This window comes from Gracilibacillus suaedae, assembly GCF_017599345.1.
In the GTDB taxonomy this organism is placed as follows: Bacteria; Bacillota; Bacilli; order Bacillales; family Amphibacillaceae; genus Gracilibacillus; species Gracilibacillus suaedae.
In genome coordinates this window covers 78714-104429 of the sequence record NZ_JAGFVL010000020.1, presented here as the reverse complement: position 1 = coordinate 104429, position 25716 = coordinate 78714, and the positions used below count along the sequence as shown (strand labels likewise).

At 38.1% G+C, this 25716-nt stretch carries 23 protein-coding genes; 17 read left to right on the top strand and 6 right to left on the bottom strand.

Annotated features, from left to right (window positions below):
• Window positions 1-31: 31 nt before the first annotated feature.
• The gene (locus J5J03_RS04775) at window positions 32-1213 is read right to left on the bottom strand and encodes a Gfo/Idh/MocA family protein (protein WP_208586654.1); all 1182 of its coding nucleotides are present in this window, start codon (window positions 1211-1213) and stop codon (window positions 32-34) included.
• Window positions 1214-1344: 131 nt separating this feature from the next.
• On the opposite strand from J5J03_RS04775, the gene J5J03_RS04770 reads away from it, so the two are divergent.
• The 5 genes from J5J03_RS04770 (at window position 1345) to J5J03_RS04750 (ending at window position 6303) form a co-directional block, all read left to right on the top strand.
• On the top strand, window positions 1345-2187 hold the full coding sequence (locus J5J03_RS04770) for a helix-turn-helix transcriptional regulator (RefSeq protein ID WP_208586652.1): 843 nt from the start codon (window positions 1345-1347) through the stop codon (window positions 2185-2187).
• 193 nt (window positions 2188-2380) lie between these two features.
• The gene (locus J5J03_RS04765) at window positions 2381-3532 is read left to right on the top strand and encodes a Gfo/Idh/MocA family protein (RefSeq protein ID WP_208586650.1); all 1152 of its coding nucleotides are present in this window, start codon (window positions 2381-2383) and stop codon (window positions 3530-3532) included.
• A gap of 12 nt (window positions 3533-3544) precedes the next feature.
• Window positions 3545-4723 carry a dihydrodipicolinate synthase family protein gene (locus tag J5J03_RS04760; protein WP_208586648.1) on the top strand — a complete coding sequence of 393 codons (1179 nt, stop codon included), beginning with the start codon at window positions 3545-3547 and terminating at the stop codon, window positions 4721-4723.
• The gene (locus J5J03_RS04755; protein WP_208586646.1) at window positions 4720-5541 is read left to right on the top strand and encodes a sugar phosphate isomerase/epimerase family protein; all 822 of its coding nucleotides are present in this window, start codon (window positions 4720-4722) and stop codon (window positions 5539-5541) included. Before J5J03_RS04760 ends, J5J03_RS04755 begins: the two co-directional genes overlap by 4 nt.
• Before the next feature lie 321 nt (window positions 5542-5862).
• Window positions 5863-6303: a hypothetical protein gene (locus J5J03_RS04750; RefSeq protein WP_208586644.1), complete on the top strand. Its 441-nt coding sequence runs from the start codon at window positions 5863-5865 to the stop codon at window positions 6301-6303.
• A gap of 71 nt (window positions 6304-6374) precedes the next feature.
• Here the strand turns inward: J5J03_RS04750 and J5J03_RS04745 are convergent, their stop codons facing one another.
• A complete protein-coding gene (locus tag J5J03_RS04745) occupies window positions 6375-7295 on the bottom strand; it encodes an aldo/keto reductase (protein ID WP_208586641.1) in 921 nt (306 codons plus the stop codon).
• Window positions 7296-7539: 244 nt separating this feature from the next.
• Here J5J03_RS04745 and J5J03_RS04740 point away from each other — a divergent pair, with 244 nt between their 5' ends.
• From J5J03_RS04740 to J5J03_RS04695, 10 genes are all read left to right on the top strand, one after another.
• On the top strand, window positions 7540-8058 hold the full coding sequence (locus tag J5J03_RS04740) for a DoxX family protein (RefSeq protein ID WP_208586639.1): 519 nt from the start codon (window positions 7540-7542) through the stop codon (window positions 8056-8058).
• A 53-nt stretch (window positions 8059-8111) separates the two neighbouring features.
• Complete coding sequence (locus tag J5J03_RS04735; RefSeq protein WP_208586637.1) at window positions 8112-8630, top strand: DoxX family protein; 519 nt, start codon at window positions 8112-8114, stop codon at window positions 8628-8630.
• A 785-nt stretch (window positions 8631-9415) separates the two neighbouring features.
• On the top strand, window positions 9416-9901 hold the full coding sequence (locus tag J5J03_RS04730) for a hypothetical protein (protein WP_208586635.1): 486 nt from the start codon (window positions 9416-9418) through the stop codon (window positions 9899-9901).
• Window positions 9902-9978: 77 nt separating this feature from the next.
• Window positions 9979-10656, top strand: a complete 678-nt coding sequence (locus tag J5J03_RS04725) for a GntR family transcriptional regulator (protein ID WP_018931137.1) — start codon at window positions 9979-9981, stop codon at window positions 10654-10656.
• 17 nt (window positions 10657-10673) lie between these two features.
• Window positions 10674-12719: an alpha-glucuronidase family glycosyl hydrolase gene (locus J5J03_RS04720; protein WP_208586633.1), complete on the top strand. Its 2046-nt coding sequence runs from the start codon at window positions 10674-10676 to the stop codon at window positions 12717-12719.
• A gap of 17 nt (window positions 12720-12736) precedes the next feature.
• Window positions 12737-13843 carry a mannonate dehydratase gene (uxuA, locus tag J5J03_RS04715; protein WP_208586629.1) on the top strand — a complete coding sequence of 369 codons (1107 nt, stop codon included), beginning with the start codon at window positions 12737-12739 and terminating at the stop codon, window positions 13841-13843.
• Entirely contained in the window at window positions 13812-14657 is an 846-nt protein-coding gene (locus J5J03_RS04710) for an SDR family oxidoreductase (RefSeq protein ID WP_208586620.1), read from the top strand. The genes uxuA and J5J03_RS04710 overlap by 32 nt, the downstream gene beginning before the upstream one ends.
• 2 nt (window positions 14658-14659) lie before the next feature.
• Entirely contained in the window at window positions 14660-15616 is a 957-nt protein-coding gene (locus J5J03_RS04705; protein WP_208586618.1) for a sugar kinase, read from the top strand.
• A gap of 11 nt (window positions 15617-15627) precedes the next feature.
• A complete protein-coding gene (locus J5J03_RS04700; RefSeq protein WP_208586616.1) occupies window positions 15628-16272 on the top strand; it encodes a bifunctional 4-hydroxy-2-oxoglutarate aldolase/2-dehydro-3-deoxy-phosphogluconate aldolase in 645 nt (214 codons plus the stop codon).
• Complete coding sequence (locus J5J03_RS04695) at window positions 16269-17777, top strand: GH39 family glycosyl hydrolase (RefSeq protein ID WP_208586614.1); 1509 nt, start codon at window positions 16269-16271, stop codon at window positions 17775-17777. The genes J5J03_RS04700 and J5J03_RS04695 overlap by 4 nt, the downstream gene beginning before the upstream one ends.
• A 172-nt stretch (window positions 17778-17949) precedes the next feature.
• On the opposite strand, the gene J5J03_RS04690 is transcribed toward J5J03_RS04695, so the two are convergent.
• The 3 genes from J5J03_RS04690 to J5J03_RS04680 form a co-directional block, all read right to left on the bottom strand.
• Window positions 17950-18891: an NERD domain-containing protein gene (locus tag J5J03_RS04690; RefSeq protein ID WP_208586612.1), complete on the bottom strand. Its 942-nt coding sequence runs from the start codon at window positions 18889-18891 to the stop codon at window positions 17950-17952.
• Between the two features lie 83 nt (window positions 18892-18974).
• Window positions 18975-19847 (bottom strand): superoxide dismutase, encoded by an 873-nt coding sequence (locus tag J5J03_RS04685; protein WP_208586601.1) that lies wholly within the window; start codon window positions 19845-19847, stop codon window positions 18975-18977.
• A 176-nt stretch (window positions 19848-20023) separates the two neighbouring features.
• Entirely contained in the window at window positions 20024-21199 is a 1176-nt protein-coding gene (locus J5J03_RS04680; RefSeq protein WP_208586599.1) for an ROK family transcriptional regulator, read from the bottom strand.
• Between the two features lie 161 nt (window positions 21200-21360).
• Between J5J03_RS04680 and xylA the strand changes: the two genes are divergently transcribed.
• Window positions 21361-22686, top strand: a complete 1326-nt coding sequence (gene xylA / locus J5J03_RS04675; RefSeq protein WP_208586597.1) for a xylose isomerase — start codon at window positions 21361-21363, stop codon at window positions 22684-22686.
• Window positions 22687-22800: 114 nt separating this feature from the next.
• Window positions 22801-24300: a xylulokinase gene (xylB, locus tag J5J03_RS04670; RefSeq protein WP_208586589.1), complete on the top strand. Its 1500-nt coding sequence runs from the start codon at window positions 22801-22803 to the stop codon at window positions 24298-24300.
• A 96-nt stretch (window positions 24301-24396) separates the two neighbouring features.
• On the opposite strand, the gene J5J03_RS04665 is transcribed toward xylB, so the two are convergent.
• Entirely contained in the window at window positions 24397-25536 is a 1140-nt protein-coding gene (locus tag J5J03_RS04665; protein ID WP_208586581.1) for a glycosyl hydrolase family 8, read from the bottom strand.
• Window positions 25537-25716: the final 180 nt, after the last annotated feature.

Below are 25716 nucleotides of genomic sequence, written 5' to 3'. Positions count from 1 at the left end.
TAAACCCATGCCATGGCTTCTTAAGGTCTATTTAAAATTTCACAATCTTCCCCGGCTTACTCCATTCAACACCTAAATCATTGGGAAGACAAAACTGATTATAGCATTGTTTTAGTGTCTCATCTAACCCTTGAACAGTAGTCAATTTTCGGTCTTCGTCATAAGCTATCCAATGTTTAGGGAATTTAGGAATATCTTTTACAGATTGATGTATCCCATAAATAGCATTAACATGTGCGCTTGCTGCTTCCGGTCCACACAAAATACTTTGCTTTTCATTACGGAGCGCTTCTAACATAACTTCTAATTTTACGATATGAATATTTTCAGGATCTTCGTATATTTTTTCTCTGCCGTCATGCCAGTTTGCTACAATATCTCCGCGCTCTCCCTCTGGATGATACGTGATCGTTGCATCTTCAAACTCCAACGTATATTTCGGGCGATGTTCATCAGCAACTGCATGAGAAGCAAGATAAATCATTTCGACATCGTTTTTGGTATGAATATGAATCGCACAGGTATCAAATGTTTCAATTGGATTTGCACGATATAGTTCAGCCGAAATTTGATCGATTTCTACACTCGTTTCAATAGAATCACCAGATAAATAGAGTAAATGATGCAAGAAATGAGCGGTAGCATTATTGGCTACACTATCAAAAATCATTTCTCCGTCTGGACTATATTTTTTTCCTGCCCAGCCGGAGCGATTAAAATAGTCAGCGTTTCGCGGCCATAATACTAGACTTTTCATCCTGATCGGACGACCAAATTCTCCGGCTAAAATATCCTGTTTTAATGATTGAATTGATTTAGTAAAAGACCAGTTAAATCCGATGGCTAATTTTTTCTGGGTACGATCCCGTGTTTCAATCATTTCCTGCAAATGCTCGCGATTGGCTGTTGCTGGTTTTTCACAAAGTACGTGACTGCCTTTTTCCATCGCAAGACATGCTTGTTCTTTATGTAGATGGATAGGTGTTGATATAATAGCAAGGTCAGCTTGATGATCTAGATAGAATTGCTCCAACGTATCATAGATTGGGATATTTTTATCCTTGATTTCCTGATAATACCTCGATTGTTCAGGAGCAACGTCAACAGCACCTTTCAAGAATACGTTTTCATAATTGTTTTCAAATAAATTTTTTAAATAAACATTTCCATAACCGCCGATACCAACTAATACAATGGAAATCTGGTTATCCATAAGACAAATCTCCTCACTTTTTGCTTTTTTTAAAATCAATACTATATAATAGCAATATATCACAACTTCCTATTTTTCGCAGTAGATGCTATAAAACAAAACAAAAAAATCTGAAATCTGGAGGAAGTTCCATGTTAAAAGATATTCGAATCGAACCATTCGGTATACAACTATATGAAAGCAAGCATCATGCTGGTGATCGTATTGAAGAACATCATCATCAAGTCTATCAACTACTTTATGCGCTTGAAGGGACAGGTGAAATCATCCTAGATGGAAAAGAATATCTTCTTGAACAGGATCACCTAACATTTATTACACCATTGACACCACATGCAATTATCTCAGATCATAAATTAACTGTTTTAGTGCTCGCTTTTGATAGACGAATAAAAGACGGAACGAATACAGAATTATTTGAGAAAACTTTATACGAATCTAAATTTATCAGTTTAAACCCTTTTAATAGCAGTGAGATTCGCCAGCTTTTGCGGACAATGCTTTATGAACAGACTCATGCCAGTTTGCATCAGGAAACAGCTTTACGCACATATTTGTCACAACTTTTACTGTTAATCGCACGTGGTGGCAAAAATAATGAAAAAGTCGATGCAAATACATTACGGGCAGAGCGGCTAAAGGATTATATTGATTCCCATTACTTTGACTGGATCCATGCAGAAGACTTGGCATCACGGCTAGGAATTAGTACGAGACATATGAATACGATTTTCAAAGAAACCTATTATATGACCCCTATTCAATATTTAACAGAAGTGCGCGTAGGTCTAGCTAAGAAAATGTTAGCAGAAACGGACAAAGATATTGCTTCGATTTGTTTTGAGGTTGGGTTTGAGTCGCTTTCTACTTTTTATCGAGCCTTTAAAAACATCACGGAGATTTCTCCTCATAAGTACCGGACTAAACAGCAACATATAGATAAGTTGCCGGAAAACGGAGAAAGTTGCCAGTAACCTTATCGAAGTTGCCAGAAAACCATGGAAAGTTGCCAGTAAATTAACAAAAGAAGCCCAATAATCGATCAAAATGCTAGTTATCTTACAAATTCATTTCCGATTTTAAGAAATTCGTTCTTAGATTAATAAGACGAATTTTTTTTATTACGATAAACTTATTATAAATTAGCAACTGAAAGGGGAAGAAATAATGGCAGAGCACAAAATCGGAATTATTATGAATGGGGTTACAGGGAGAATGGGAACGAACCAGCACTTAATTCGTTCTATTAAAGCAATTAGAGAACAAGGTGGTGTTTTGTTAAAAAATGAAGATACATTAATGCCTGACCCAATCTTAGTAGGGAGAAATGAAAAGAAATTGAAAGCGCTGGCAGAAGCTCATGGCATTGAACGCTATTCAACAGATTTAGAGGCGGCATTAAAAAATGATTATAATGAAATTTATTTTGACTCCCAAACAACTGTTAGGCGCGCTGATAGTATTAAGCAAGCAATAGCAGCTGGGAAACATATTTATTGTGAAAAGCCAACCGCTACTAATCTAGAAGGATCCATTGAACTAGCAAGATTGGCAAGAGAAGCGGGAGTGAAAAATGGGGTAGTACAAGACAAATTATTCTTACCAGGTTTACTCAAATTAAAGCGTCTTATCGAATCCGGTTTCTTTGGCAAAATGTTATCGGTAAGAATGGAATTTGGTTATTGGGTGTTTGAAGGAGATTGGCAAGAAGCGCAACGTCCATCTTGGAACTATCGGAAAGAAGATGGTGGCGGCATTATTGTTGATATGTTTGCACATTGGCGCTATGTCATCGATAACCTTTTTGGCAATGTAAAAGCAGTGTCATGCTTAGGAGCTACTCATATTCCAGAGCGTGTCGGTGAAAATGGCGAAACATATAAGGCAACGGCAGATGATGCAGCATATGGAACATTTGAATTAGATAATGGTGTGATTGTCCAGGCAAATTCATCATGGGCTGTACGAGTAAACCGTGATGATTTGTTAACTATTCAAGTGGATGGTACGGAAGGTAGTGCGGTTGCAGGACTTCGAGATTGCAAAGTACAGCATCGTGTCAATACACCAAAGCCAACGTGGAACCCGGATATCGAAAATCCATTTGATTTCCAAGCGCAGTGGCAGGAAGTACCGACAAATGATGTGTATGACAATGGATTCAAAGTGCAATGGGAGTTGTTCCTTAAACATGTCTTTGCAGATGAGGAGTTCCCTTGGGATCTGCTTGAAGGAGCAAAAGGGACGCAACTTTCTGATCTTGGTTTGAAATCTTGGGAAGAAAGACGGTGGATCGACGTACCGGAAATCAAATTGTAAGGAGGTTCACAAATGACAAAGCTGATTTTACCGAAAAAGGATCGAAAACTATATACGTATCAAGCTAGTAATTACAAATCTTTTGATGTTCCAGCAGATAAACCTTTTGAAAAAAGAACTGCATTTTCGGCTGCTCATGTAGTAGCCGATCCACTAGCAGATGCTGATCCAACCTTTCATTCTCAAATTGATTGGGATAAAACGATGGAATATCGTCATTATTTATGGTCACTCGGGTTATCTGTAGCAGAGGCAATGGATACCGCACAACGCGGCATGGGATTAAGCTGGGAAGGTGCAAAAGAGTTGATCTCACGTTCGATTAAAGAAGCAGAAGCTGTCGGTGGGAATATCGCAAGCGGAGTTGGAACAGACCATCTGGAACCATCTCCGTCTGTGACATTAGAAGATGTAGAGAGAGCATACGAAGAACAAGTTTCTTTTGTAGAAGGAGAAGGCGGTAAAATTATTATGATGGCAAGCCGAGCACTTGCTGCCTGTGCAAAAGGGCCAGAGGATTATCAACGTGTCTATAATAAAATTTTACAAAATGTGTCCCAGCCTGTTATTTTACACTGGCTTGGTGATATGTTTGATCCAGCATTAAAAGGCTACTGGGGCCATGAAAATTTAGATGAAGCCATGGAAGTATGCTTGCAAATCATTCGAGATAATGAAGCAAAAGTCGATGGTATTAAGATTTCGCTCCTAGATGATCAAAAAGAAATTGAGATGCGTCGTAAGTTACCAGTTAGTGTTAGAATGTATACCGGCGATGATTTCAACTATCCAGAACTTATCAAAGGTGATGAACAAGGATACAGTCACGCCTTGTTAGGTATTTTTGACGCAATTGCTCCGGCGGCAGCGGCAGCGATGCATGCATTAGATGCAGGTGACCTAGAAAAATATAATCACTTATTAGAAAAAACAGTACCACTATCGCGCCATATTTTCCAGACGCCAACTTTTTCTTATAAAACAGGTGTTGTCTTTATGGCATACCTTAATGGTCATCAAGATCATTTCCGCATGATCGGTGGAAAAGAAAGTGCTCGTTCAATCGTTCATTTGGCTGATTTATTTGTGATGGCAGATCAAGCAGGCTTGTTACGAAACCCAGAGTTAGCAACAGAAAGAATGCGTTTGACGTTAGAATTAGCCGGCGTGAAACAGGAGGGTACAAGATGACAGAAGATCAATTAATGAGCCGTCTCAGTTTAAATCAAATCACAACCGAACAATGGAATCTTCAGGAGGCAGTAGAAGGTTGCCTCCGTCATGATGTACCATGGATCTCAGTCTGGCGCCATAAAATAGCAGAAATTGGTTTGAATAAATCGAAGCAACTAATCAAGGATGCAGGCTTACAAGTATCCAGTGTTTGCCGTGGTGGTATGTTCCCAGCAGCTACTGCAAAAGAAAGAGCAGAAAGAATCGATGATAATAAAAGGGCGGTAGAAGAAGCAGCAGAATTAGGTACAGATACATTGGTGTTGGTTTGTGGTCCAAGTGCCGATAAAGATATTGATACGGCAAGAGAGCATGTTGCAGAAGGAATAGATGCATTAGTTCCTTTTGCAAAAGATTATGGTGTCAAACTTGCGATTGAACCGTTGCACCCGATGTTTGCGGCAGACAGGTCGGTTATTAACACAATGGACCAAGCGACAACTATCGCAGAAAAATATGATCCAAGTGAAGTCGGTGTTATTGTCGATGTCTACCATGTATGGTGGGACCCCAGTCTATATGTAGAAATAGAACGGGCAAAAGGAAGAATTTTAGGGTTTCATGTGTCTGATTGGAAAGTTCCGATGGATGATATGTTTAAAGGCCGTTTTATGATGGGAGACGGTGTGATCGAAATTAATAGAATGAGAAAAGCAGTAGAAGCAGCAGGTTACCATGGTCCGATTGAAGTTGAGATCATTAATCAATCATTGTGGGATCGTGATGGGGATGACGTATTGCAAGAGGTCAAGCAAAGTTTTGCTAAATATGTATAAATACTGATAGGGATGGGATGAAGGGGTGTATCTTTTAAGGGTACACTCCTTTCTACTTTACTCATCCTGACCGTTTAAAAGGTTACGGAGAAGATTCTTATCTATCTAAACGTTCCTCGATTCAAGTAGCTCAACTAGAAATCGAAAAGGGGATCCTTACCTGTATGCGAAATAAAAGTGGGACATTAGACTTGAATTAAAAACTAGCAAACTATGAATAATTTAAATGGTTTATTTACATTTTTATCTTTCAATGGTAATTTAGTAGTATGAATGTCGTAATGCTTGGAGGGGAGAGCCCTGAGAAATAATCAAGATTCGATGGCCGTATACATTACAATTGCATTAGGGATTACATTACTGATTGGCTTAGGATGGTTTATTAAAAGTTACCTTGATGGTAAAACCGTCTTTAATAACAATTCCATTCAGCAATATGCTTATGATTTTCATCAGACAAAGGCATTAAGCACGATCAATACTCATTTACCTAAAGAATTAGAAATACTAGCTGGAGAAGAAGAACAGGATGAAAATGAAGAAAGTGAAGAAATAGAAGATGAGGAAGACATTGATGAAACTGTTGAACTAGAAAATGAAGAAAACCTATATGAAGGAACCGAGCAAGTAGAGTCCAGCAATAATAATAGATACTATTATCAAGATAATAATGACGGTTCCAGCAGTTATAACAGTGGCAGCAGCAGTAGTAGCGGTAATAGTAGTAGCCCTACAGTTCGTGAAGATGTATATGGTGGATAACTACATAAAAAACAACAGCTTCCATCATTGAGCTGTTGTTTTTTTATTGAAACAATTATTTACAAGATAATTCATTTAGCTTGCGGATGTTTCTCTGAAACGATACCTAAATCAGCCGCACGTGCATTGGAAATGACCTGTTCTCGGTTTTTACAACCTGGTATAACAGTCGTGACAGCATCGTGTTTTAAGCACCAAGCAAGCGCCCAACTTGCCATATTTACTCCTTCAGGAACTTCATGGCGGGCAATTTCTTCAACGATTCTTAACAAGCGGTCGGTTTTGTCACGATCATGTCTGGATCTTACATCATTTGCTTCAAATGTAGAACCTGGTTTATACTTGCCGGTTAAGTAGCCACTTGCTAATGGAACTCTGGCCAGAACGCCAAGATCTTGGTTAATGGCAGCAGGATATATTTTTTCCTCGGGTGCACGGTCAAGGCGGTTATAAACTACTTGAATTGCTTCCGCTCCAACCTCTGTTGCTTGATCAGTCTGATAACTGTCTTCATTTCCAGCTAGTGAAATCGCTAAGTGTCGAATCTTACCTGCCTGCTTCTGTTTGTCTAACGTGGTCCATAAATCATCATTAGTAAATTCTTCATCAGTACAGGAATGGGCCTGATAAACATCAATGTAATCCGTTTTTAATGATCTCAAGGAGTCATCCAGTTGTTTCAACACTTCATCTGCAGACCAATGGCGCGTTCGTTCAAAATTACGGTGAAAATGGTGACCGAATTTTGTTGCTACAATCCAGTCTTCACGATTATTTTTACTTAAATAATTACCGATAAATTGTTCAGAGAGATGATCACCATAACATTCAGCAGTGTCGATCAGGTTGATTCCTTCTTGTTTTGCCTGATCGAGAATTTGATCAACTTCTACTTGCGTAAAATCCTGTCCCCACTCACCACCGAATTGCCAAGTACCAATTCCTACTACTGAGACATCTAGATTTGTTTTACCGAGTCTGCGATATTTCATTCCTTGCACCTCATCTCTTTTTTTATAAGTGATCGTTTATCCCTTGCAAATAAAAGCATGTATTATTAGCATAACTGAAAAAGGAAGCGATGTCACAAATTAGACACAAAGAATTGACTTAATTGTGAATAAATGAACAATATTGTTGAAATAGAACTCAAACATGATATGATATAAGTGTATTAAAGATAACAAACATATAACTATATGTGAAATATTGAACATTAAAAAGGAGTGATGGAAGATGTTTTTAGAATTCTTAAGGACTAATCGTTATGTTGCAGGGTTTCTAGCTATTATTCGTGTTTATTTAGGGTATACTTGGTTGACATCAGGTTGGGGCAAAATAACAGGAGGTTTTGATGCGTCCGGTTATTTACAAGGAGCAGTAGCTAAAGCAGGAGGTGACCATCCTGCAGTACAAGGCTGGTGGGCAGCATTTCTTGAAAATGTGGCAATTCCAGGAGCAAATGTCTTTAGCTTTCTAGTAATGTGGGGAGAGTTCTTAGTAGGAATTGCGCTTATTCTAGGGATCTTCACAAACTTTGCAGCGTTGATGGGAATTGTAATGAACTTTGCATTTGTATTCAGTGGAACAGTAAGCAGTAATCCGCAAATGATTTTATTAACAGCACTTCTGTTAGCAGCAGGTTTTAATGCAGGTAGATTTGGTTTAGACCGTTTCGTAATTCCATTTATTCGCCAAAAAATAGCAAATAAGAGAAGAAATCAATTAAAACAAGTCGTAGCAGAAACAAATTAATTTATAGTTAAATATGTGAAGTGTTGAACAAAAATTAAAAGGAGTGACCAATAATGTTTGTAAACTTATTAAGAAATAATAAAGTAGTAGCAGGAATATTAGCTTTCATTAGAGTGTATTTAGGGTATCAATGGATGACAGCAGGTTGGGGTAAGATTACTGGTGGAGAATTTGATGCTAGCGGATTTCTACAAGGAGCTGTAGCAAATGCGAGTGGTGAGAATCCAACTGTTCAAGGCTGGTGGGCTGCATTCTTAGAAGCTGTTGCAATTCCTGGAGCTGATATCTTTACATTCCTCGTTATGTGGGGAGAATTACTAGTAGGTATCGCACTTATCCTAGGTGTGTTTACTAATTTCGCAGCATTAATGGGAATCATCATGAACTTTGCATTCCTATTCAGTGGAACCATCAGCACAAATGGTCAAATGATTTTACTCACATTATTCATACTTGTAGCAGGTTATAACGCTGGAAGATTTGGATTAGATAGATATGTGATTCCTTTTATCAAAGAAAAAGTTACACACAAAAATGCAGAAAGCTTTATCAAACAAGCAGAAGCACACTAAGCTAAAAACACGCTCCCAAGTGGAGTGTGTTTTTTGTTCCAAGAATATCAAAGAATAGCACAAAATCAATAAACCGCGAAGTAACTTGGACATGTGTTTGCTCTCTTCCATTCTTGACTTTGAGAGTGCAGACAAACCGCTCCGGCAGAATACTCCGCTTTCCGTGGGCACGGCCTCAGCTAACTTGGTAAAGAAAACCACTTTACCAAGTGGATCTTCGGCTCGTGCTGTTCCCAAAGGAGTCTCCGTATTCTGCCTACGCTAGTAACAGTGTTCTATCTTTTTAAAGCGAAAATACTCGGAAATCTACTCCCATGTATTACTTCTTTCAAAAAACAGAACACTACGCACAGCGAAGTATCTTGCCGTAGCGTATGTAAGCACTCAGTAAAAATCAGAATGGGGAAAACCTCACTCCACAAATTTTCATTAGTTCGCAGTATGTATCTACTCCACATCATAAAAACAAGCAGGATCGGAGATTTCGGTAAAGGAGTTTTGTTGTTGCAAAAAAAGGCACCCTATATTATAGGGTGCAAAGGGGGACAATCTATTTTGAATCAAAATACTGTACATGTATCCACATCTCAGGAAGATGTGAACAGTATATGTACACAACAACTATTATTGTAACCGATTTCAGTATATAAAATTTAGAAAGCGATTACAATAGGTATATATACTTATTTTATTGGTAAATAATGTTAATTCTAAATTAAGTAATGGCGAATATGCTATATAAAGGCTTTTTAAATGAATATAATTTTGAAAATTGGGTGATCAAAATGAAATTTCGCCGTTATAATTATCAAAAAAACCGTAACATCATATTGCTAATCGGATTAATCCTTTCGGTAGCTTTCATCACGTTAGTTGTGTATGTGATCATACAGTTTTTTTCCACAGAACGAGAAGTGGAAGAAGTTGCAGAACAGTTTTACCAATACGAACAAAGCGGAGACTTCTCCAATTCATGGGAGATGTTTCATTCGTCCATGAAGAACAGATTCGACAAGAGCGACTATATTCAGGATCGTGCCCATGTATTTCTTGAACATTTTGGTGTTAACACGTTTGATTTTACGATCGATGAACCGGTGAAAATTGAAAATTATCAAATGACCACAGATCTGGCAAACACTCAAACCGTTTATCGACTTATCGTAACCTATATTTATCAGAGTAAATATGGTTATTTAGAAATTGATCAACCAGTTATTTTAGCTGAAGAGGATCAAGAATGGCGAATTTTATGGGAATATGAAGAATGATCCATGTTCAATGTTGAAATTTACTAATAATAAGCGTATAATATAAACTACCATACTAGTATAAAGAAGGTGTAGGAATGGTCACTCAAAGTCAAAGAACAAGAGGATCGTCACGGGATTATGTGTATAACACGATTAAAACACAAATTATGAATGGGGAAATTGCCCCTGGAACAAAGCTATCTGAAAAAGAAATCTCGGATAAGCTTAATGTTAGCAGAACGCCAGTTAGAGAAGCTTTTCTACAATTAAATCAAGAAGAATTGCTAGGGGTCTATCCACAAATTGGAACTATTGTGACTAAAATTAATTTAGCATTAGTAGAGGAAGGACGCTTTGTCAGAGAAAATATTGAAAAAGCTATTGTAAGAGAAGCAGCCGAAACAATGGAAAAAGAAGATTTGTTGCAAATGGAATCCAACTTAACACTTCAGGAATTTTCATTAGAAAAAGGATCTTATCAACGCTTATTCGAATTAGATGATGAATTTCACCAGTTAATGTATCGAGGTTGTGGTAAACATAGAACATGGAATATGGTAAAACGAATGAATGTTCAATTTGATCGTTTACGTCTACTACGTCTTTCTGTCAATCATGATTGGAAAATCATCGTCGCCCAGCATCGTAATATATTTGAAGCAATAGCTGGCAGAGATCCTGAGACAGCTGAAAAAGCAGCGATGGAACATCTACAGCTCGTTGAAATAGAAAAAGATCAGCTAAAAGATCAAAATCCAGAATTTTTTGTTTAGAGAGAAGGAGAGTAGGTATGAATAGTAAAGAATATAACATGTGGCTGCAATATCAGCCAGTAACAGATAGCAAAACGAAAGAGCAATACCAACTTTTGTTTGATCAAGTTAGTGTGGTAGGTGATGGGTTACAGGTACAAGCTGCAAAGGAAGAACTGCTTGTGGCTGTACCACAAATGCTTGGCAAGGAATTCAACGTTTCGAATAACCCCTTTAAAAGCAAAGTTGTAATCGGTAACAAGAGTGAGCTAGCTCAATATTTAGATGAAAACAAGCAAGCGAAATTAGTAGATAAGAATGAAGAAGCTTTCCTGCTTGCGTCGGATGAAAAACAATTAATCATTACCGGTAATTCTGATGTTGCTGTTTTGTATGGAGTACATCATTTGTTAAGGTTGATGCAACTCCATGCAGATATCACACAATTAAGTATAGTCGAACAGCCGAAAAATCAATTTCGAATGCTGAATCAGTGGGATAACTTTGACGGTAGTATTGAGAGAGGGTATTCCGGTCAATCGATTTTCTATCAAAATAATCAATTTGTCGAAGATAAAACGAGAATCAAAGATTATGCGAGATTTTTGTCATCTGTCGGTATCAATGCCATTTCGATCAACAATGTCAACGTTTGGGAAGAAGAAACCTATTTTATTACGAAAAAGTATCTTCCTGAAATCCAAGAGATTGCTAGCATTTTCCGTACATATGGTATCAGACTTTATCTAAGTATCAATTTTGCCAGCCCTGTGACACTCGGAGATCTAGATACAGCAGATCCACTTAATCAAAACGTAAAATATTGGTGGAAAGAAAAAAGTAAAGAAATTTATGATTATATTTCGGATTTTGGCGGATTTGTTGTGAAAGCAGACTCCGAGAATAGACCTGGCCCTTTTACATATGATCGTGACCATGCCGATGGGGCGAACATGTTAGCAGCAGCGTTAGAACCATTTCAAGGTAAAGTAATCTGGCGCTGTTTTGTCTATAACCACTTACAGGATTGGCGTGACCGGTCAACAGATCGGGCAAGAGCAGCTTATGATCACTTTAAACCATTGGATGGACGTTTCCATGAAAATGTGATTTTACAAGTGAAAAATGGGCCGATGGATTTTCAAGTGCGAGAGCCTGTCTCACCATTAATTGGGGTGATGCCAAATACGAATCAAATGATCGAATTTCAAGTGGCGCAAGAATATACTGGCCAACAAATCGATTTATGCTATCTAATACCACAGTGGAAAGAAGTCCTTGCCTTTGATACGCACATTAAGGGAGAAGGAACGACCATTGAAGAAATAGTAGCCGGCAATATTCATCACAATAAATACAGTGGGGTAGCAGCAGTTTCAAATATTGGTGATGATGAAAACTGGACAGGAAATACATTAGCACAAGCAAATCTCTATGGATATGGCAGATTAACCTGGAATCCAGCATTAACCTCGGAAGAGATTGCAAAAGAATGGATTAGGCAGACGTTTGGTACGAACGAAGAAGTGCTTCACACGATTGAAGATATGCTATTAAACGCATGGAAAATCTATGAAAATTATACCGCTCCACTTGGAGTGGGCTGGATGGTAACGCCTGGTTTGCATTACGGACCTAATATTGATGGGTATGAGTATTCGAAATGGGGAACCTATCATTTCGCTGATCGGGCTGGAATTGGTGTTGATCGGACGAAAGAAACAGGAACAGGTTATACCGAACAATATCAAGAACCGCATCAATCTATATATAATGACTTAGATAAAGTTCCAGATGAACTGCTTTTATTTTTTCACCATGTACCATACAAGTATACGTTAAAAAGCGGGAAGACGGTTATTCAACATATCTATGACACTCATTATAAAGGCTATGAACAGGTTGAAGGCTTAATCAAGCAATGGAATGGATTAAACAACCATATTGATAGGGAACGATTTGAGAATGTAAAGAATCGCTTAGAGCGACAATTGGAGAACGCTAAGGAATGGCGTGATCAGATCAACACCTATTTTTACCGTAAATCTGGTATCCCAGATCAATACGGACGAACCATCTACTAAAGAAGGGATGTGACAACATGCGAATGGTGTTTCGATGGTTTGGTGAGGGGAATGATAGTGTAACTTTATCTCAAATTAAACAAATTCCCGGAGTGGAGGGTATTGTTTGGGCATTGCATGATATTCCTCCAGGTGAAATATGGCCGCAAGATCGCATCTATGAAGTGAAGCAACAAGTAGACCGTTATGGATTACACCTAGATGTTGTGGAGAGTGTCAATATTCATGAATCTATTAAACTAGGGAGAGCAGACCGTGATCGATATATTACGAATTATATAGAGACGATCAAAAATTTAGCGGCAGTAAATGTAAAAGTCATCTGCTATAATTTCATGCCAGTATTTGATTGGGTAAGAACCGATTTATTTGGTTCCTTACCTGATCAATCGACAGCACTTTTCTATGAAAAGGCAAAAGTGACAGATATGGATCCGTTAGAATTGGTCGAAAAAATTGCCGCAAATCCTGATTATACGATGCCAGGCTGGGAGCCGGAACGATTAGAGACACTAAAGGATTTATTTGCAGCCTATCGGCACGTGACAGAAGATGATTTAATCGATCATCTACGGTACTTTTTACAAAAAGTCATTCCAGTATGTGAAGAATATGATATCAAATTAGCGATTCATCCAGATGATCCGCCATGGGAAATTTTCGGTCTTCCGCGGATAGTGACAACACAAGAGCGCCTCCGTAACATTATGCGTCTGGTGCCAAGCGAGTATAATGGGATTACTTTATGTTCAGGTGCATTAGGAGTTCGAAGAGATAATGATATTGTCTCGATGATTCATGAGTTTCAAGATCGTATTCATTTTGCTCATATTCGTAATGTGAAATTATTTGATAATGGTAATTTTATTGAAACATCTCACCGAACAAATGATGGTTCAATTGGCATTGACGAGATTGTCAGAGCCTATCATGATATTAACTTTACAGGCTACACGAGACCTGATCATGGTAGGCATATTTGGGATGAGCAGTGTAGACCAGGTTATGGGCTATATGATCGAGCACTTGGCATTATGTATTTATGGGGATTATGGGATGCTTACCAATTAGTCAAAGGAAAGGATGAATTAGATGTTACCAATCCATTCGAACTTAAAAAATAAAGTAGCCGTTGTTACTGGTGGCGGCGGTGTCCTGTGTGGAGCAATGGCTAAGGAATTATCACGTCAAGGCATGAAGGTAGCCATATTAAATCGCACTTACGAAAAAGCAGAAAAGGTAGTTGATGCTATTAAAGAACAAGGTGGAGAAGCGTTGGCAATTGGCTGTGATGTACTCGATCGAGAAGCGGTGATGAAAGCCGAAGAAAAAATATTCCAAGAATATGGAGCCTGTGACGTTCTGATAAATGGTGCAGGAGGTAATCATCCTGACGGTACAACAGCAAGTGAAAAGTTTGAAAAAGAAGAATTGTCAGCCCCCTCCATCCGCACATTTTTTGATATGACAACAGAAGGCTTCTCATCGGTATTTAACCTTAATTTTATCGGTTCCTTGATTCCAACACAAGTTTTTGCCGAGCGGATGGTGGAACGGAAAACGACCGTTATCAACATTTCATCAATGAGTGCACCGAGTCCAATGACAAAAGTGCCAGCATACAGTGCTGCCAAAGCTGCGATCAATAACTTTACACAATGGCTTGCAGTGCATATGGCGGAAGCGAATGTACGTGTCAATGCAATTGCTCCCGGCTTCTTTTTAACAGATCAAAACAGACCGCTTTTAACAAATGAAGATGGTTCACCAACACCACGTATGCAAAAAATTATTGATCATACACCAATGCGTTGCCTAGGATCGCCAGAAGATTTATTAGGAACATTGCTTTGGCTTGTTGATGAAGAAGCAAGTGGTTTTGTAACCGGTACTTGTATTCCAGTTGATGGCGGATTTATGGCATATAGTGGGGTGTAATCATGCAAGATGTCATTACGATTGGTGAATCAATGGTTGTATTTACTCCCGTATCAATTCCAATGATGCGCTATGCAGAGACCTTTTCCAAAAATGTAGGTGGAGCCGAGACTAATGTAGCAATAGGTCTTGCTCGCCTTGGGCATAACGTAGGCTGGGTTAGTAAGCTAGGGAAAGATGAATTTGGTACATATATTTTAAATACGGTGCGTGGAGAAGGAATCGATGTCAGCCAAGTTAAACGAGATCCGGATTTTCCGACAGGGCTTTATTTTAAAGAAATCCGCCATGCTGATGATATCCGTGTCAGTTATTATCGCAAAGGATCGGCAGCAAGTACTTTACAAACGGATGATATCGATGAAGCTTATATAAAAGATGCCAAATATCTCCATGTGACCGGAATAACGCCAGCTTTGAGTGATTCTGCCTATCATACTGTGATTCGAATGATGAAGCTAGCTCGTAAGCACCAGGTAAAAGTCGTTTTTGATCCGAATTTAAGACGGAAGCTATGGTCAGAACAAAAAGCAAGAACTGTGCTAACAGAAATGGTGGCGTTATCAGATATTGTTTTACCAGGCTTAGCAGAGGCGGACTTCTTATTTGATGAAACAGATCCAGAACAGGTATCCGATCCATTTTTAGCTCGTGGCTGTGAAACAGTTATTATTAAGCTTGGAGAAAAGGGAGCGTATTTTAAGACTAAAAATGAAAGCGGATATATCGAAGGATTTCCAGTTCCACGAGTGATCGACCCTGTCGGGGCAGGTGATGGCTTCGTGGCAGGTTTTTTATCTGGTATGCTTGATCAACTTCCGTTAAGCGATGCGGTCAAGCGGGCGAATGCTGTAGGGGCAATGCAAACACAAGTGAAAGGTGATTACGAAGGATTACCAGATCAAGAAGAATTACATCAATTTATGTTCCAGCTAGATAATATCGATGTCAAAAGGTAGGTTGAATGCAAATGACTGTATTACAAAGGATGTTAGATACTGGTGTAGTAGCGGTAATGCGCAAAACCACACCTGAAACAATTATTCCTATTGCGCAAGCATTACGTGATGGCGGGATAACATCGCTTGAAATAACAGTGGAAACACCTAAAGCGTTAACACTTATAGAGAAAGTAAAAGACGAATTAGGTGACGAGGTAATGGTTGGGGCAGGAACCGTGCTTGATGCGGAAACAGCACGTGCAGCCTTAATGTCCGGTGCATCGTTTATTTTCTCGCCAACAGTAAAAGAAGAAACGATTGAAATGACGAAACGATATGGTGCCGTATCTGTTGCTGGTGCCTTTACACCGACTGAAATTTTAACAGCCTATGAAAAAGGGGCAGATATGATTAAAATATTTCCTGCTAGTGTAGTAGGGCCGAGGTTTTTTAAGGATATCAAAGGTCCGCTTCCACATATTCCTTTAATGCCTACAGGTGGTATAGATGTTGATAATACTAGGGCATACATCGAGGCAGGAGCTGTTGCAGTAGGAGCGGGAAGTACATTAGTTAAACAGGCGGATCAGATTACAAAGAATTATTTAGATGATTTAACCAATAGAGCAAAAGCATTTATTGAAGCGGTGGAGAAAGGAAGGAACTTAAGATGACCACAATTCAGGTGAAAAGAGAAAATAAAGCTATTTTTTCGGATAATTGGAAAAAATGTATCGGTACTGGTCGCTTAGGTTTAGCTTTACAGCAGGAATATTTGGAGCACTTAAAAACGGTACAAGAAGAAATCGGCTTTTCCTATATAAGAGGTCATGGTCTGTTACATGATGATATCGGGATTTATCGAGAGATCGAAGTTGATGGAGAGAAGAGATCTTTTTATAACTTTACTTATATTGACCGAATTTTCGATTCATTTCTGGAGCTTGACCTAAAGCCATTCGTTGAAATTGGATTTATGCCTAAACGATTGGCTTCTGATCATCAAACGATTTTTGCCTGGGAAGGCAATGTCACACCACCAAATGATTATCAAAAATGGGAAGACTTAATCAAAGCGATAACGCAACACTTTATCGACCGTTATGGTAGAGAAGAAGTGTTAACATGGCCGTTTGAAGTTTGGAATGAACCGAATCTCGTGAATTTTTGGAAAGATGCTGACAAGGAAGAATATTTTACGTTATATCAAGTGACAGCTAATGCGATTAAATCTGTTGATCAGCAAATCCAAGTAGGTGGACCGGCTATTTGTGGTGGATCAGATGAATGGATTACAGACTTTTTGACATTTTGCAAAAACGAAAACGTGCCTGTTGATTTCGTTTCGCGTCATGCCTATACATCACGTCCACCACATAAAGTAACAGCGGATTATTATTATCAAGAGTTAGCAGAACCAGATAAGATGTTAACTGAATTTAAAAATGTTAGACAGATGATTAAAGACTCCGATTTTCCTGATCTACCTTTTCATATAACGGAATATAATACATCGTATAGTCCGATTAATCCGGTTCATGATACAACATTAAATGCTGCCTATTTAGCAAAGATATTAAGTGCAGGTGGCGATCATGTTGATTCCTTCTCGTATTGGACATTTAGTGATATTTTCGAAGAACTAGATGTACCGAAAGCGCAATTTCATGGAGGCTTTGGCTTGATGGGCTTAGGTCATGTACGAAAGCCAACCTATCATCTTTTTGCCTTTTTTAATCGATTAGGAAGGAAGGTATTATATCGAGATGATCACATCCTTGTTACGGAAAAGAAAGATGGGAGTATTTCGCTGGTTGTCTGGAATTTAGTGATGGAGAAAGGTGATGATCATAATCGTGTAATAAACATTCAATTGCCTTTAGCTAACGGGAAGTATTTTGTCTCTTCTAAATCAATCAGTGAAAAACATGCCAACCCATGGCGAGTATGGCAAGAGATGGGCCGACCGCGTTTTCCGTCAAAAGCACAAGTGGAAACATTAAAACATAGTGCAGTGCCACTATTTGAATCCTTTCAAGAGAATGCTAAAGATTCAAGGTTACAACTAGACCTTCTATTAACAAAAAATGAAGTGAAATTAATTGAAGTAGAATTACTAAAGGATGAAACATCTTCGTACCCAGGGTTGGATGATAGCTTGATTGATTCATATTCATAAAAAATAATCCGGTGTGCCTCAAGGAGATCACACCGGATTTTCAATTAATAGTTCCAGAAGTGTTTCGCAATAAACAAAGGTGATTTCGCAATAAATGAGCATCGTTTCGCAATAAATAAAAGCTGATATCGAATAAAGGCTGTGCAACTTGCATTAATATAAAAGAAATGTTCTATCTTTGATATTTCAACAAAGGTAACAAATTATACCTTCTGTTTTTCGTGTTACCTTCTGCTTTTAAACCTAAATCTTTTAATATTCTTGTTGCAGTATATTCTGAATTTATTAAAAGGAACCATCTAAGCTGTCTGTTTGTAATGAATTCTCCAAAGAGATAAATGAAATCAATTAAAGCATATATGTGGCAGTCTCGATTTTTATAGTTACACTTGGGACATACCCATCCACCGTGTGTACGTTTCATGACAATAGGTTTACACTTTGGACAAAATACACCACGGCGAATATTGCGTAAATCTGTGTGTGTATCCTGTAATAGTTTCAAATTTTTTTCACTATTCAAAGTAAGCAATTCTTTTCCAAGGGTGAGCAACTGATCCATTGTTAGTATATGGTTAGGGAAATCCTTTGAAAGTTTTTTTAGTCGAAATGGTAGCAGTTGAGCAGTGATTATATCTGGATGATCAATTGATAGGTTTACTTTTTTATGTGTGAAAACGACTAAAGGGTGAATAGGAATGGAGTGGTAGCCTAATTCTGACAGTAATGAATGTAGTTGTTCTTTTTGTAAAGCAGCTTGCATAATGGGATTATCATAAACTTTTTCTTCAGTATCTTTCGATTGAATCAGTTGATTTGCATCATTTAGCATTATCTTTCCTTTAACTTCTATTATCAAAAGAAAGTTCGAAAAAAGGAATAATCCATCCATTTGAAAATGGTGTCTATTATGCTCAAGGCGCAAGTTATATAAATCATAATGGGAATTTAATGATGTGAGGTTGATGTAATAAGGTAAGCTTTTTTCTCCGAGGTAACCTGCTAGTTCACGACCGAATGCATCTACAATATTAGGAGGTACTTCGAGGTAACGATCTTGTAGTATTTCTAACTGTAACAATGATTTCGTTTTTTGTGGGGTTTTTAATATCAATTAATCAACTCCTCTCCTAATAAGTATAGCAAAAAGGTCGTTAAATAGTCGAATGAAGCGATAAAAATATCGCTTCATTCATTTTAATATAATTTCCATTTGATTTTTTTAGCTTCTTTTAATCTCTCGTTCACATTATCCCAATTCACGACATTCCACCAATTTTTTATATAGGACGCTCTATCATTTTGGTGTTGCAAGTAATAGGCATGTTCCCAAACATCTAGCACTAATAAAGGAATGGTGTCCGGTAATTGGAATAATTGATGCTTTTCAAATGATTGGATCGCTAGTTTACCACTTCTCGGTGACCACAGCAATACTGCCCAACCATTACCTTCTACTGATTCCGCAACATCAGTAAACAACTTTTTAAAGCTACTCCATGAACCAAAATCTTTTTCGATTTGTTTGAGTATCTCACCAGATGGTTTCTTCTTACTGTTTGGTGTCATGTTATACCAGAAGATGGTATGCAAATAATGACCTGAACCGTTAAATGCTTGTTCTCTTAACCAATGCTTGATCGGATCTTTGCCTTTTTTGCCGGTGTATAAAGCTTCTTCAGCTTTATTTAATCCGTCAACATAGGACTGGTGGTGTTTTGTGTGATGTAAACGCATAGTTTGTTCACTAATATAAGGTTCCAATGCATTATAAGCATAAGGCAAAGGAGGCAGTTTGTGCTTACCATAAGGCACACTATCTCTATTGGAAGAACCTTGTATTTCTTGGATCAAATGTTCCCCCTCTGCTCTTAAATCTAACATTCTTTCAGGATTTGCCTCCGTCTCTTCTTGGTCTAATAATTCGTAAATATTCCCTTGCCATTTTTCCACTTGATTTAAAGCATGCATTTTTTCATCGTCCAAAAGCTCACTCTGTTGAATAGTCTGTTTCAGCTTTTCTCCCCAATTCAACAAGTTTTCAAGATATTCTTTGTATTCTTTATTCATGTCATCACCCCATGTAGCATATGAAAAAAGCCTAAACGGGGTGAATACATTAGTACATCTAATTATTCAATAATAATGGAGTAGAAAGAAGGAATTAAAGTGGTAACAGCAGCTGGAATAGAAGAGGAATGAGAAAATGCTCCAGCTGCATGTAAAAATGTAAACAAAATGATAATTTAATGTATCACAGGTTCATTCCCAGTTTCCGTAAAAAACTTCTCAATATTAAAGGCAGCCATTCCCATTACGGTAGAATGGTTCTGCAGTTTAGCTACGTTTAACTGGACGTCGTTCTTGTTAAAGCCGATTGCATTCTTCTCAATTCTTCTTTCAATGGCGGGCATAATATATTTTTCGGCCTGGCGTAGTGTGTTGCCGACAACTACTTGTTCAGGATTAAAAATATGAATAATATTAGTAATTCCTACACCTAAATAGTCACCTACATTTTCTAATAACTGTATCGCTTTCGCGTCACCTTGATCAGCAGTTTCGATTAAATGTTCAACCGTAGCATCTTTAAATCCATCTGCTTCTGCTTGGTCTAGCAATGCTTGTTCAGAAGCATAGAGTTCCCAACAACCTTGGTTTCCACAACGACAATTTGGTCCATCCTTTTCAATTGTCATGTGTCCGAGTTCACCAGAGAAGCCTCTTAAACCTTTATATAATTTACCTTCCAAAATCAAACCGACACCAATACCGATACTAATACTTGTATAGACTAACTCATTGGACATTTGTCCGACTCCGTAAACTTTCTCACCGTATGCCCCGGCATTTGCTTCATTTTCCACCGTAACAGGGACCTTGTAGTGGTCAAAAAGAATTTGTTGGAGCGGAACCTTTTTCCAACCAAGGTTTGGTGCCAATAAAATTTCGCCATTCATAGTTACAACTCCTGGTACACCGATACCGATACCAACAATTCCGTATTCAGATTCTGGGGCATCGTTTTTTAAGCCATCAATTAATTGATATAACAATGCCAATACTTCATCGAAATCTTCCTGTTTGAAACGGACTTTCTTCTCTGACAAGATATTACCACGAAGATCGGTTAGCACACCTAAAATACTTTTAACACCGAGATCAACTGAAATAGTAAATCCAGCAGTTTCATTTAAAAGTAACATCACTGGTCGTCTGCCACCGCTGGATTTACCTGTACCAGATTCATGAATTAACTTTTCATCTATTAGTTCACTTACGAGTGATGAAACAGTCCCTTTGTTTAAACCGGTAACATTTGCAATTGTTGCTCGAGAGATAGGCGCTCTTTCTTGAATAGTTTTAAGAACTAGTGCTTTGTTCTCTTTTTTTACGACATGCTGATTCCACGTTTGACTCAATCTGCTCACTCTTCCCTTAACATAATAAATTAACCTCATTTTAACACAATCAAAAAAATAATTCTATAATCTTTGTTTATTCACTAGACAAACTTAAGTGTTGTTGCTATAATAATCACGAAATCAAATCTATAATGGATATAACTTGGAGGTATGTATAAATGACATGGTTTGAAAACGTTGACAAAATTAAATATGAAGGCTCGAAATCCACTAACCCGTTAGCATTTAAATTTTATAATCCGGAAGAGAAGATCAATGGTAAAACAATGGAAGAATTCCTTCGTTTTGGTGTAGCTTACTGGCACACATTTACTGAAGATTTATCTGATCCATTTGGTACAGGGACAGCAATCCGTAACTGGGATAAGTATGATGGTATGGATCGCGCTAAAGCGAGAGTAGAAGCGGCATTTGAATTCTTTGAAAAACTAGGTGTGAAATATTTTTGTTTCCACGACGTAGATATTGCTCCAGAAGGTGCTACACTACGCGAATCAAATCAAAACCTTGATACAATTGTTGAAATGATTAAAGATTATAAGAAAGATAGTGATGTAAAACTACTTTGGAACACAGCAAATAACTTTACGAATCCACGCTTTGTTCATGGTGCGGCATCTTCTAGCAATGCCGATGTATTCGCATATGCAGCAGCGAAGGTAAAGAAACAATTAGAAATAGGAAAAGAACTTGGTGGAGAAAACTACGTATTCTGGGGAGGACGTGAAGGTTACGAAACACTACTTAACACTGATCTAGGATTAGAGCAAGACAATCTTGGACGTTTCTTCCACATGGCAGTAGATTATGCGAAAGAAATCGGCTTTGATGCGCAATTCTTAATCGAGCCGAAACCAAAAGAACCAACAACTCACCAATATGACTTTGATTCTCAATCTGCACATGCATTCTTATTAAAGTATGGTTTGGAGGATCATTTTAAATTAAATATTGAAGCAAACCACGCGACACTTGCTGGTCATACATTCGAACACGAGCTTCGTTATGCACGTGTTAACGGATTACTAGGATCTGTGGATGCAAACCAAGGTGACCCATTATTAGGATGGGATACAGATGAATTCCCTGCAGATATCTACTCTACAACTCTAGCTATGTATGAAATCATCAAAAACGGTGGACTTGGATCTGGTGGTCTGAACTTCGATGCCAAAGTACGTCGTGGTTCATTTGAACAAGATGACCTATTCCTTGCACATATTGCAGGTATGGATCACTTTGCAGTTGGATACAAAGTAGCTAGCAAATTAGTAGAAGACCAAGTATTTGAAAAAATCATTGATGACCGTTATGCAAGCTTTAAAGAAGGTATCGGTAAAGATATCGTAGAAGGTAAAGCAGACTTCAAATCATTAGAAGAACATGCATTAAACCTTAAAGAAATTAAAAACAAATCAGGTCGCTTAGAATTAATCAAAGCAACGATCAACCAATATCTATTAAACGCATACGCTGATCAATAATTAATACAGTGTGAAGAAGACTTAGCTGATCTCGTGCATAGCTAAGTCTTCCCTTCGATTATAGGAGTTGTATTGGTTACAATGATAAGCAAAAGTTAGAGGAGAGGTGTGACTGTGAGTTATGTAATCGGTGTCGATCTTGGCACAAGCGCAGTGAAACTTTTATTAGTAAACAAAGCTGGTGAAGTAGTTCAGGAAGTTTCGAAGGATTACCCATTAATTCAAGAGAAAACGGGATACTCTGAGCAAAAGCCAGAAGACTGGGTAGAACAAACAGTAGCTGGGCTAAAAGAGCTTGTACAACAATTTGGTGGAAATGTTTCTGAAATTGAAGGTTTAAGCTTTTCCGGTCAAATGCATGGATTAGTACTACTTGATGCAAATAATCAAGTGTTGCGTAATGCTATTCTTTGGAATGATACGCGTACAACTTCACAATGCGTGGAAATTTATCAAAAAGTAGGCAAAGAAAAGTTTATTGATATTACGAAAAATTTAGCATTAGAAGGTTTTACCTTACCGAAAATTTTATGGGTGAAAGAACATGAGCCGGAAATCTTTGCGAAAGCAAAAACATTCGTTTTACCTAAGGATTATGTGCGTTACCGCTTAACAGAGCAAGTGCATATGGATTACTCTGACGCAGCTGGTACTAGTTTATTAGATGTAGCGAAAAAAGAGTGGAGCAAAGAAATCTGTGACTTACTTGACTTAGACGTTTCGATTTGCCCGCCACTAGTTGATTCACATGACAATGTCGGAAAAATAACGTCAGAGATTGCAACTGAAACTGGATTATCTCCAGATACAGATGTATTTGCTGGTGGAGCGGATAATGCCTGTGGTGCGATCGGTTCAGGTATATTATCTGAAGGAAAAACTTTTGCAAGTATTGGAACATCTGGTGTGGTACTTTCCTATGAACCAACAGGTGATAAAGACTATAAAGGAAAAGTACACTATTTCAACCATGGTGAACAGGATGCATACTATGCCATGGGTGTTACGTTAGCAGCTGGGCATAGCTTAAATTGGTTTAAAACAACATTTGCAGCTGAACAGAGCTTTGATGAGCTGTTAGATGGTGTTGGTGAAGTACCTGCTGGGGCAAATGGTTTACTTTTCACGCCTTATCTTGTGGGTGAACGTACGCCACATGCCGATTCGCAAATTCGCGGTAGCTTTATCGGTATGGATAGTTCCCATACATTAAAGGATTTTGCCCGTGCAGTATTAGAAGGAATTACCTTCTCACTTAACGAATCGATTGCGATCTTTAGAGAAAATGGCAAGCAAATCGATACGATCTATTCGATCGGTGGTGGAGCGAAGAATCAAGATTGGCTACAGATGCAAGCTGATATCTTTGATGCCAATATTGTGAAATTAAAAAGTGAGCAGGGTCCTGGAATGGGAGCTGCGATGCTTGCTGCCTATGGTTCTGGCTGGTATCCTTCATTAAAAGAATGTGCAGATGCCATTTTAGAAGATGCTGAAACTTATCAACCAAATCCAGACAACGTAGAAAAATATAAGCAGTTATTTAAGCTGTATCTAGATGTATACCAACAAACAAAGCAACTAAATCAAGATTTGATGGACTTTAGAAAATAATAAAAAAAGCCAAGGGTTAATTTCCTTGGCTTTTTAGTATAATCACAGTATAACACTGCCGATACTTACTATTACCCTATCAATCCATATCCTTATTTATGATGGAAACCAAATTTTAAATCTCCCACTTAATGCTAAAAGACTGAAAAAGTAAAGACAGTTATCATAGTATCTTCTCTTTCCTTTCCTGACGGGGGTATTCCAAAATAGATCAACAGCTTTTTTCGCATTGTCACCGCTTGTCGCTAATGATGCCATAGCATTGGCGGCGATTAGTCCCACTGGATGAAGTGCTTTTTCGTCGAAAGGTTCTCCGTCAATTTTATACCTTCTGTAATCCTCAGGATCTTTATCAGCAAAGAATGCTTGGATCTTTTCCGTGACGACGACTGGACAAGCATTATCTTGAAACCATTCATAATCTAATCCAATATTACAGGCAACGCGGTAAGAATCACTGAAGAAATGGCCGAACCCTCTAATATGATTAGGTGAACCATCATAAAAAGCATACTCGGGTGCCAAACCGGTTATCGGGTGTGCCGACTTTGCAATATATTGCCTACTAGCGATGGCAGCTTCCTTCCAAAAATCACGATCTTCCTCATAACTCCATAACGCAAACAATTCATAAAAATGCGGCAAGTGATAGGAGGGATCAGAAAATTCTACGCTAGGAACAAACTTTATCAGTTTATTATCTGGATTCCACATTGGATAGCCATCATTATTTTCTCCTTTATGAATGCAACGATGTAATAAATCCTTTGCATGTTTACTATATTGATAGATTCCTGAACCATCACCCCAGCGATGTGAAGCAAAAAACAGTGCTAATGCAAAATATTCTTCACCGTCTGGGGCAGGGCCATAAGCATTCTTTGAACCATCTGGTGCACATGACCAGGCAAAGTAGCCAGCATTTTCTCCTTCTTCCATATACATATAAGTCATTGACCACTTCCATAATCGATCAAAAATATCGTGATCATTCATTTGTACTGCCATCATCATTCCATAGGACATACCTTCTGTTCGGACGTCGTCATTTCCGGTATCAAGCATATAACCTAGATCATCACCGACAGGAAAATAGATTTGTGTTTCTGGGTGTGAGGGATCAAATAATTGTTTCCATGTATTCTCTACTTTACGATTGATTAGCTCCTCTTCATACTCATATTCCTTCCATACGTTTCGATAGTTTCTGTTGGTAAATGTAGCTGCGTAACTCATAAAACTCCTCCTTCTGCTGTTCTGCATGGGCTACTTACACAATAAAATCAATTAGTGGAAATTTCTAGGGCAAAATAATCACAATAAATCGAAAACCCACTTTTCTTTTGATACATATTGTACTATAATAAGTATGTCTATCGAATAAACAAAGTATATTTTTTTCTTTGTTTTTTAAAG

Bases quoted from the DNA above. Each gene is read 5' to 3' on its own strand.
- uxuA (WP_208586629.1), top strand. From the start codon at position 12,737: ATGCGAATGGTGTTTCGATGGTTTGGTGAGGGGAATGATAGTGTAACT.
- J5J03_RS04710 (WP_208586620.1), top strand. From the start codon at position 13,812: ATGTTACCAATCCATTCGAACTTAAAAAATAAAGTAGCCGTTGTTACT.
- J5J03_RS04775 (WP_208586654.1), bottom strand. From the start codon at position 1,213: ATGGATAACCAGATTTCCATTGTATTAGTTGGTATCGGCGGTTATGGA.
- J5J03_RS04755 (WP_208586646.1), top strand. From the start codon at position 4,720: ATGACAGAAGATCAATTAATGAGCCGTCTCAGTTTAAATCAAATCACA.
- J5J03_RS04725 (WP_018931137.1), top strand. From the start codon at position 9,979: ATGGTCACTCAAAGTCAAAGAACAAGAGGATCGTCACGGGATTATGTG.
- J5J03_RS04735 (WP_208586637.1), top strand. From the start codon at position 8,112: ATGTTTGTAAACTTATTAAGAAATAATAAAGTAGTAGCAGGAATATTA.
- J5J03_RS04745 (WP_208586641.1), bottom strand. From the start codon at position 7,295: ATGAAATATCGCAGACTCGGTAAAACAAATCTAGATGTCTCAGTAGTA.
- J5J03_RS04720 (WP_208586633.1), top strand. From the start codon at position 10,674: ATGAATAGTAAAGAATATAACATGTGGCTGCAATATCAGCCAGTAACA.
- J5J03_RS04685 (WP_208586601.1), bottom strand. From the start codon at position 19,847: ATGAATAAAGAATACAAAGAATATCTTGAAAACTTGTTGAATTGGGGA.
- J5J03_RS04700 (WP_208586616.1), top strand. From the start codon at position 15,628: ATGACTGTATTACAAAGGATGTTAGATACTGGTGTAGTAGCGGTAATG.
- J5J03_RS04665 (WP_208586581.1), bottom strand. From the start codon at position 25,536: ATGAGTTACGCAGCTACATTTACCAACAGAAACTATCGAAACGTATGG.
- J5J03_RS04765 (WP_208586650.1), top strand. From the start codon at position 2,381: ATGGCAGAGCACAAAATCGGAATTATTATGAATGGGGTTACAGGGAGA.
- xylA (WP_208586597.1), top strand. From the start codon at position 21,361: ATGACATGGTTTGAAAACGTTGACAAAATTAAATATGAAGGCTCGAAA.
- J5J03_RS04750 (WP_208586644.1), top strand. From the start codon at position 5,863: ATGGCCGTATACATTACAATTGCATTAGGGATTACATTACTGATTGGC.
- J5J03_RS04730 (WP_208586635.1), top strand. From the start codon at position 9,416: ATGAAATTTCGCCGTTATAATTATCAAAAAAACCGTAACATCATATTG.
- J5J03_RS04770 (WP_208586652.1), top strand. From the start codon at position 1,345: ATGTTAAAAGATATTCGAATCGAACCATTCGGTATACAACTATATGAA.
- J5J03_RS04695 (WP_208586614.1), top strand. From the start codon at position 16,269: ATGACCACAATTCAGGTGAAAAGAGAAAATAAAGCTATTTTTTCGGAT.
- J5J03_RS04740 (WP_208586639.1), top strand. From the start codon at position 7,540: ATGTTTTTAGAATTCTTAAGGACTAATCGTTATGTTGCAGGGTTTCTA.
- J5J03_RS04760 (WP_208586648.1), top strand. From the start codon at position 3,545: ATGACAAAGCTGATTTTACCGAAAAAGGATCGAAAACTATATACGTAT.
- J5J03_RS04705 (WP_208586618.1), top strand. From the start codon at position 14,660: ATGCAAGATGTCATTACGATTGGTGAATCAATGGTTGTATTTACTCCC.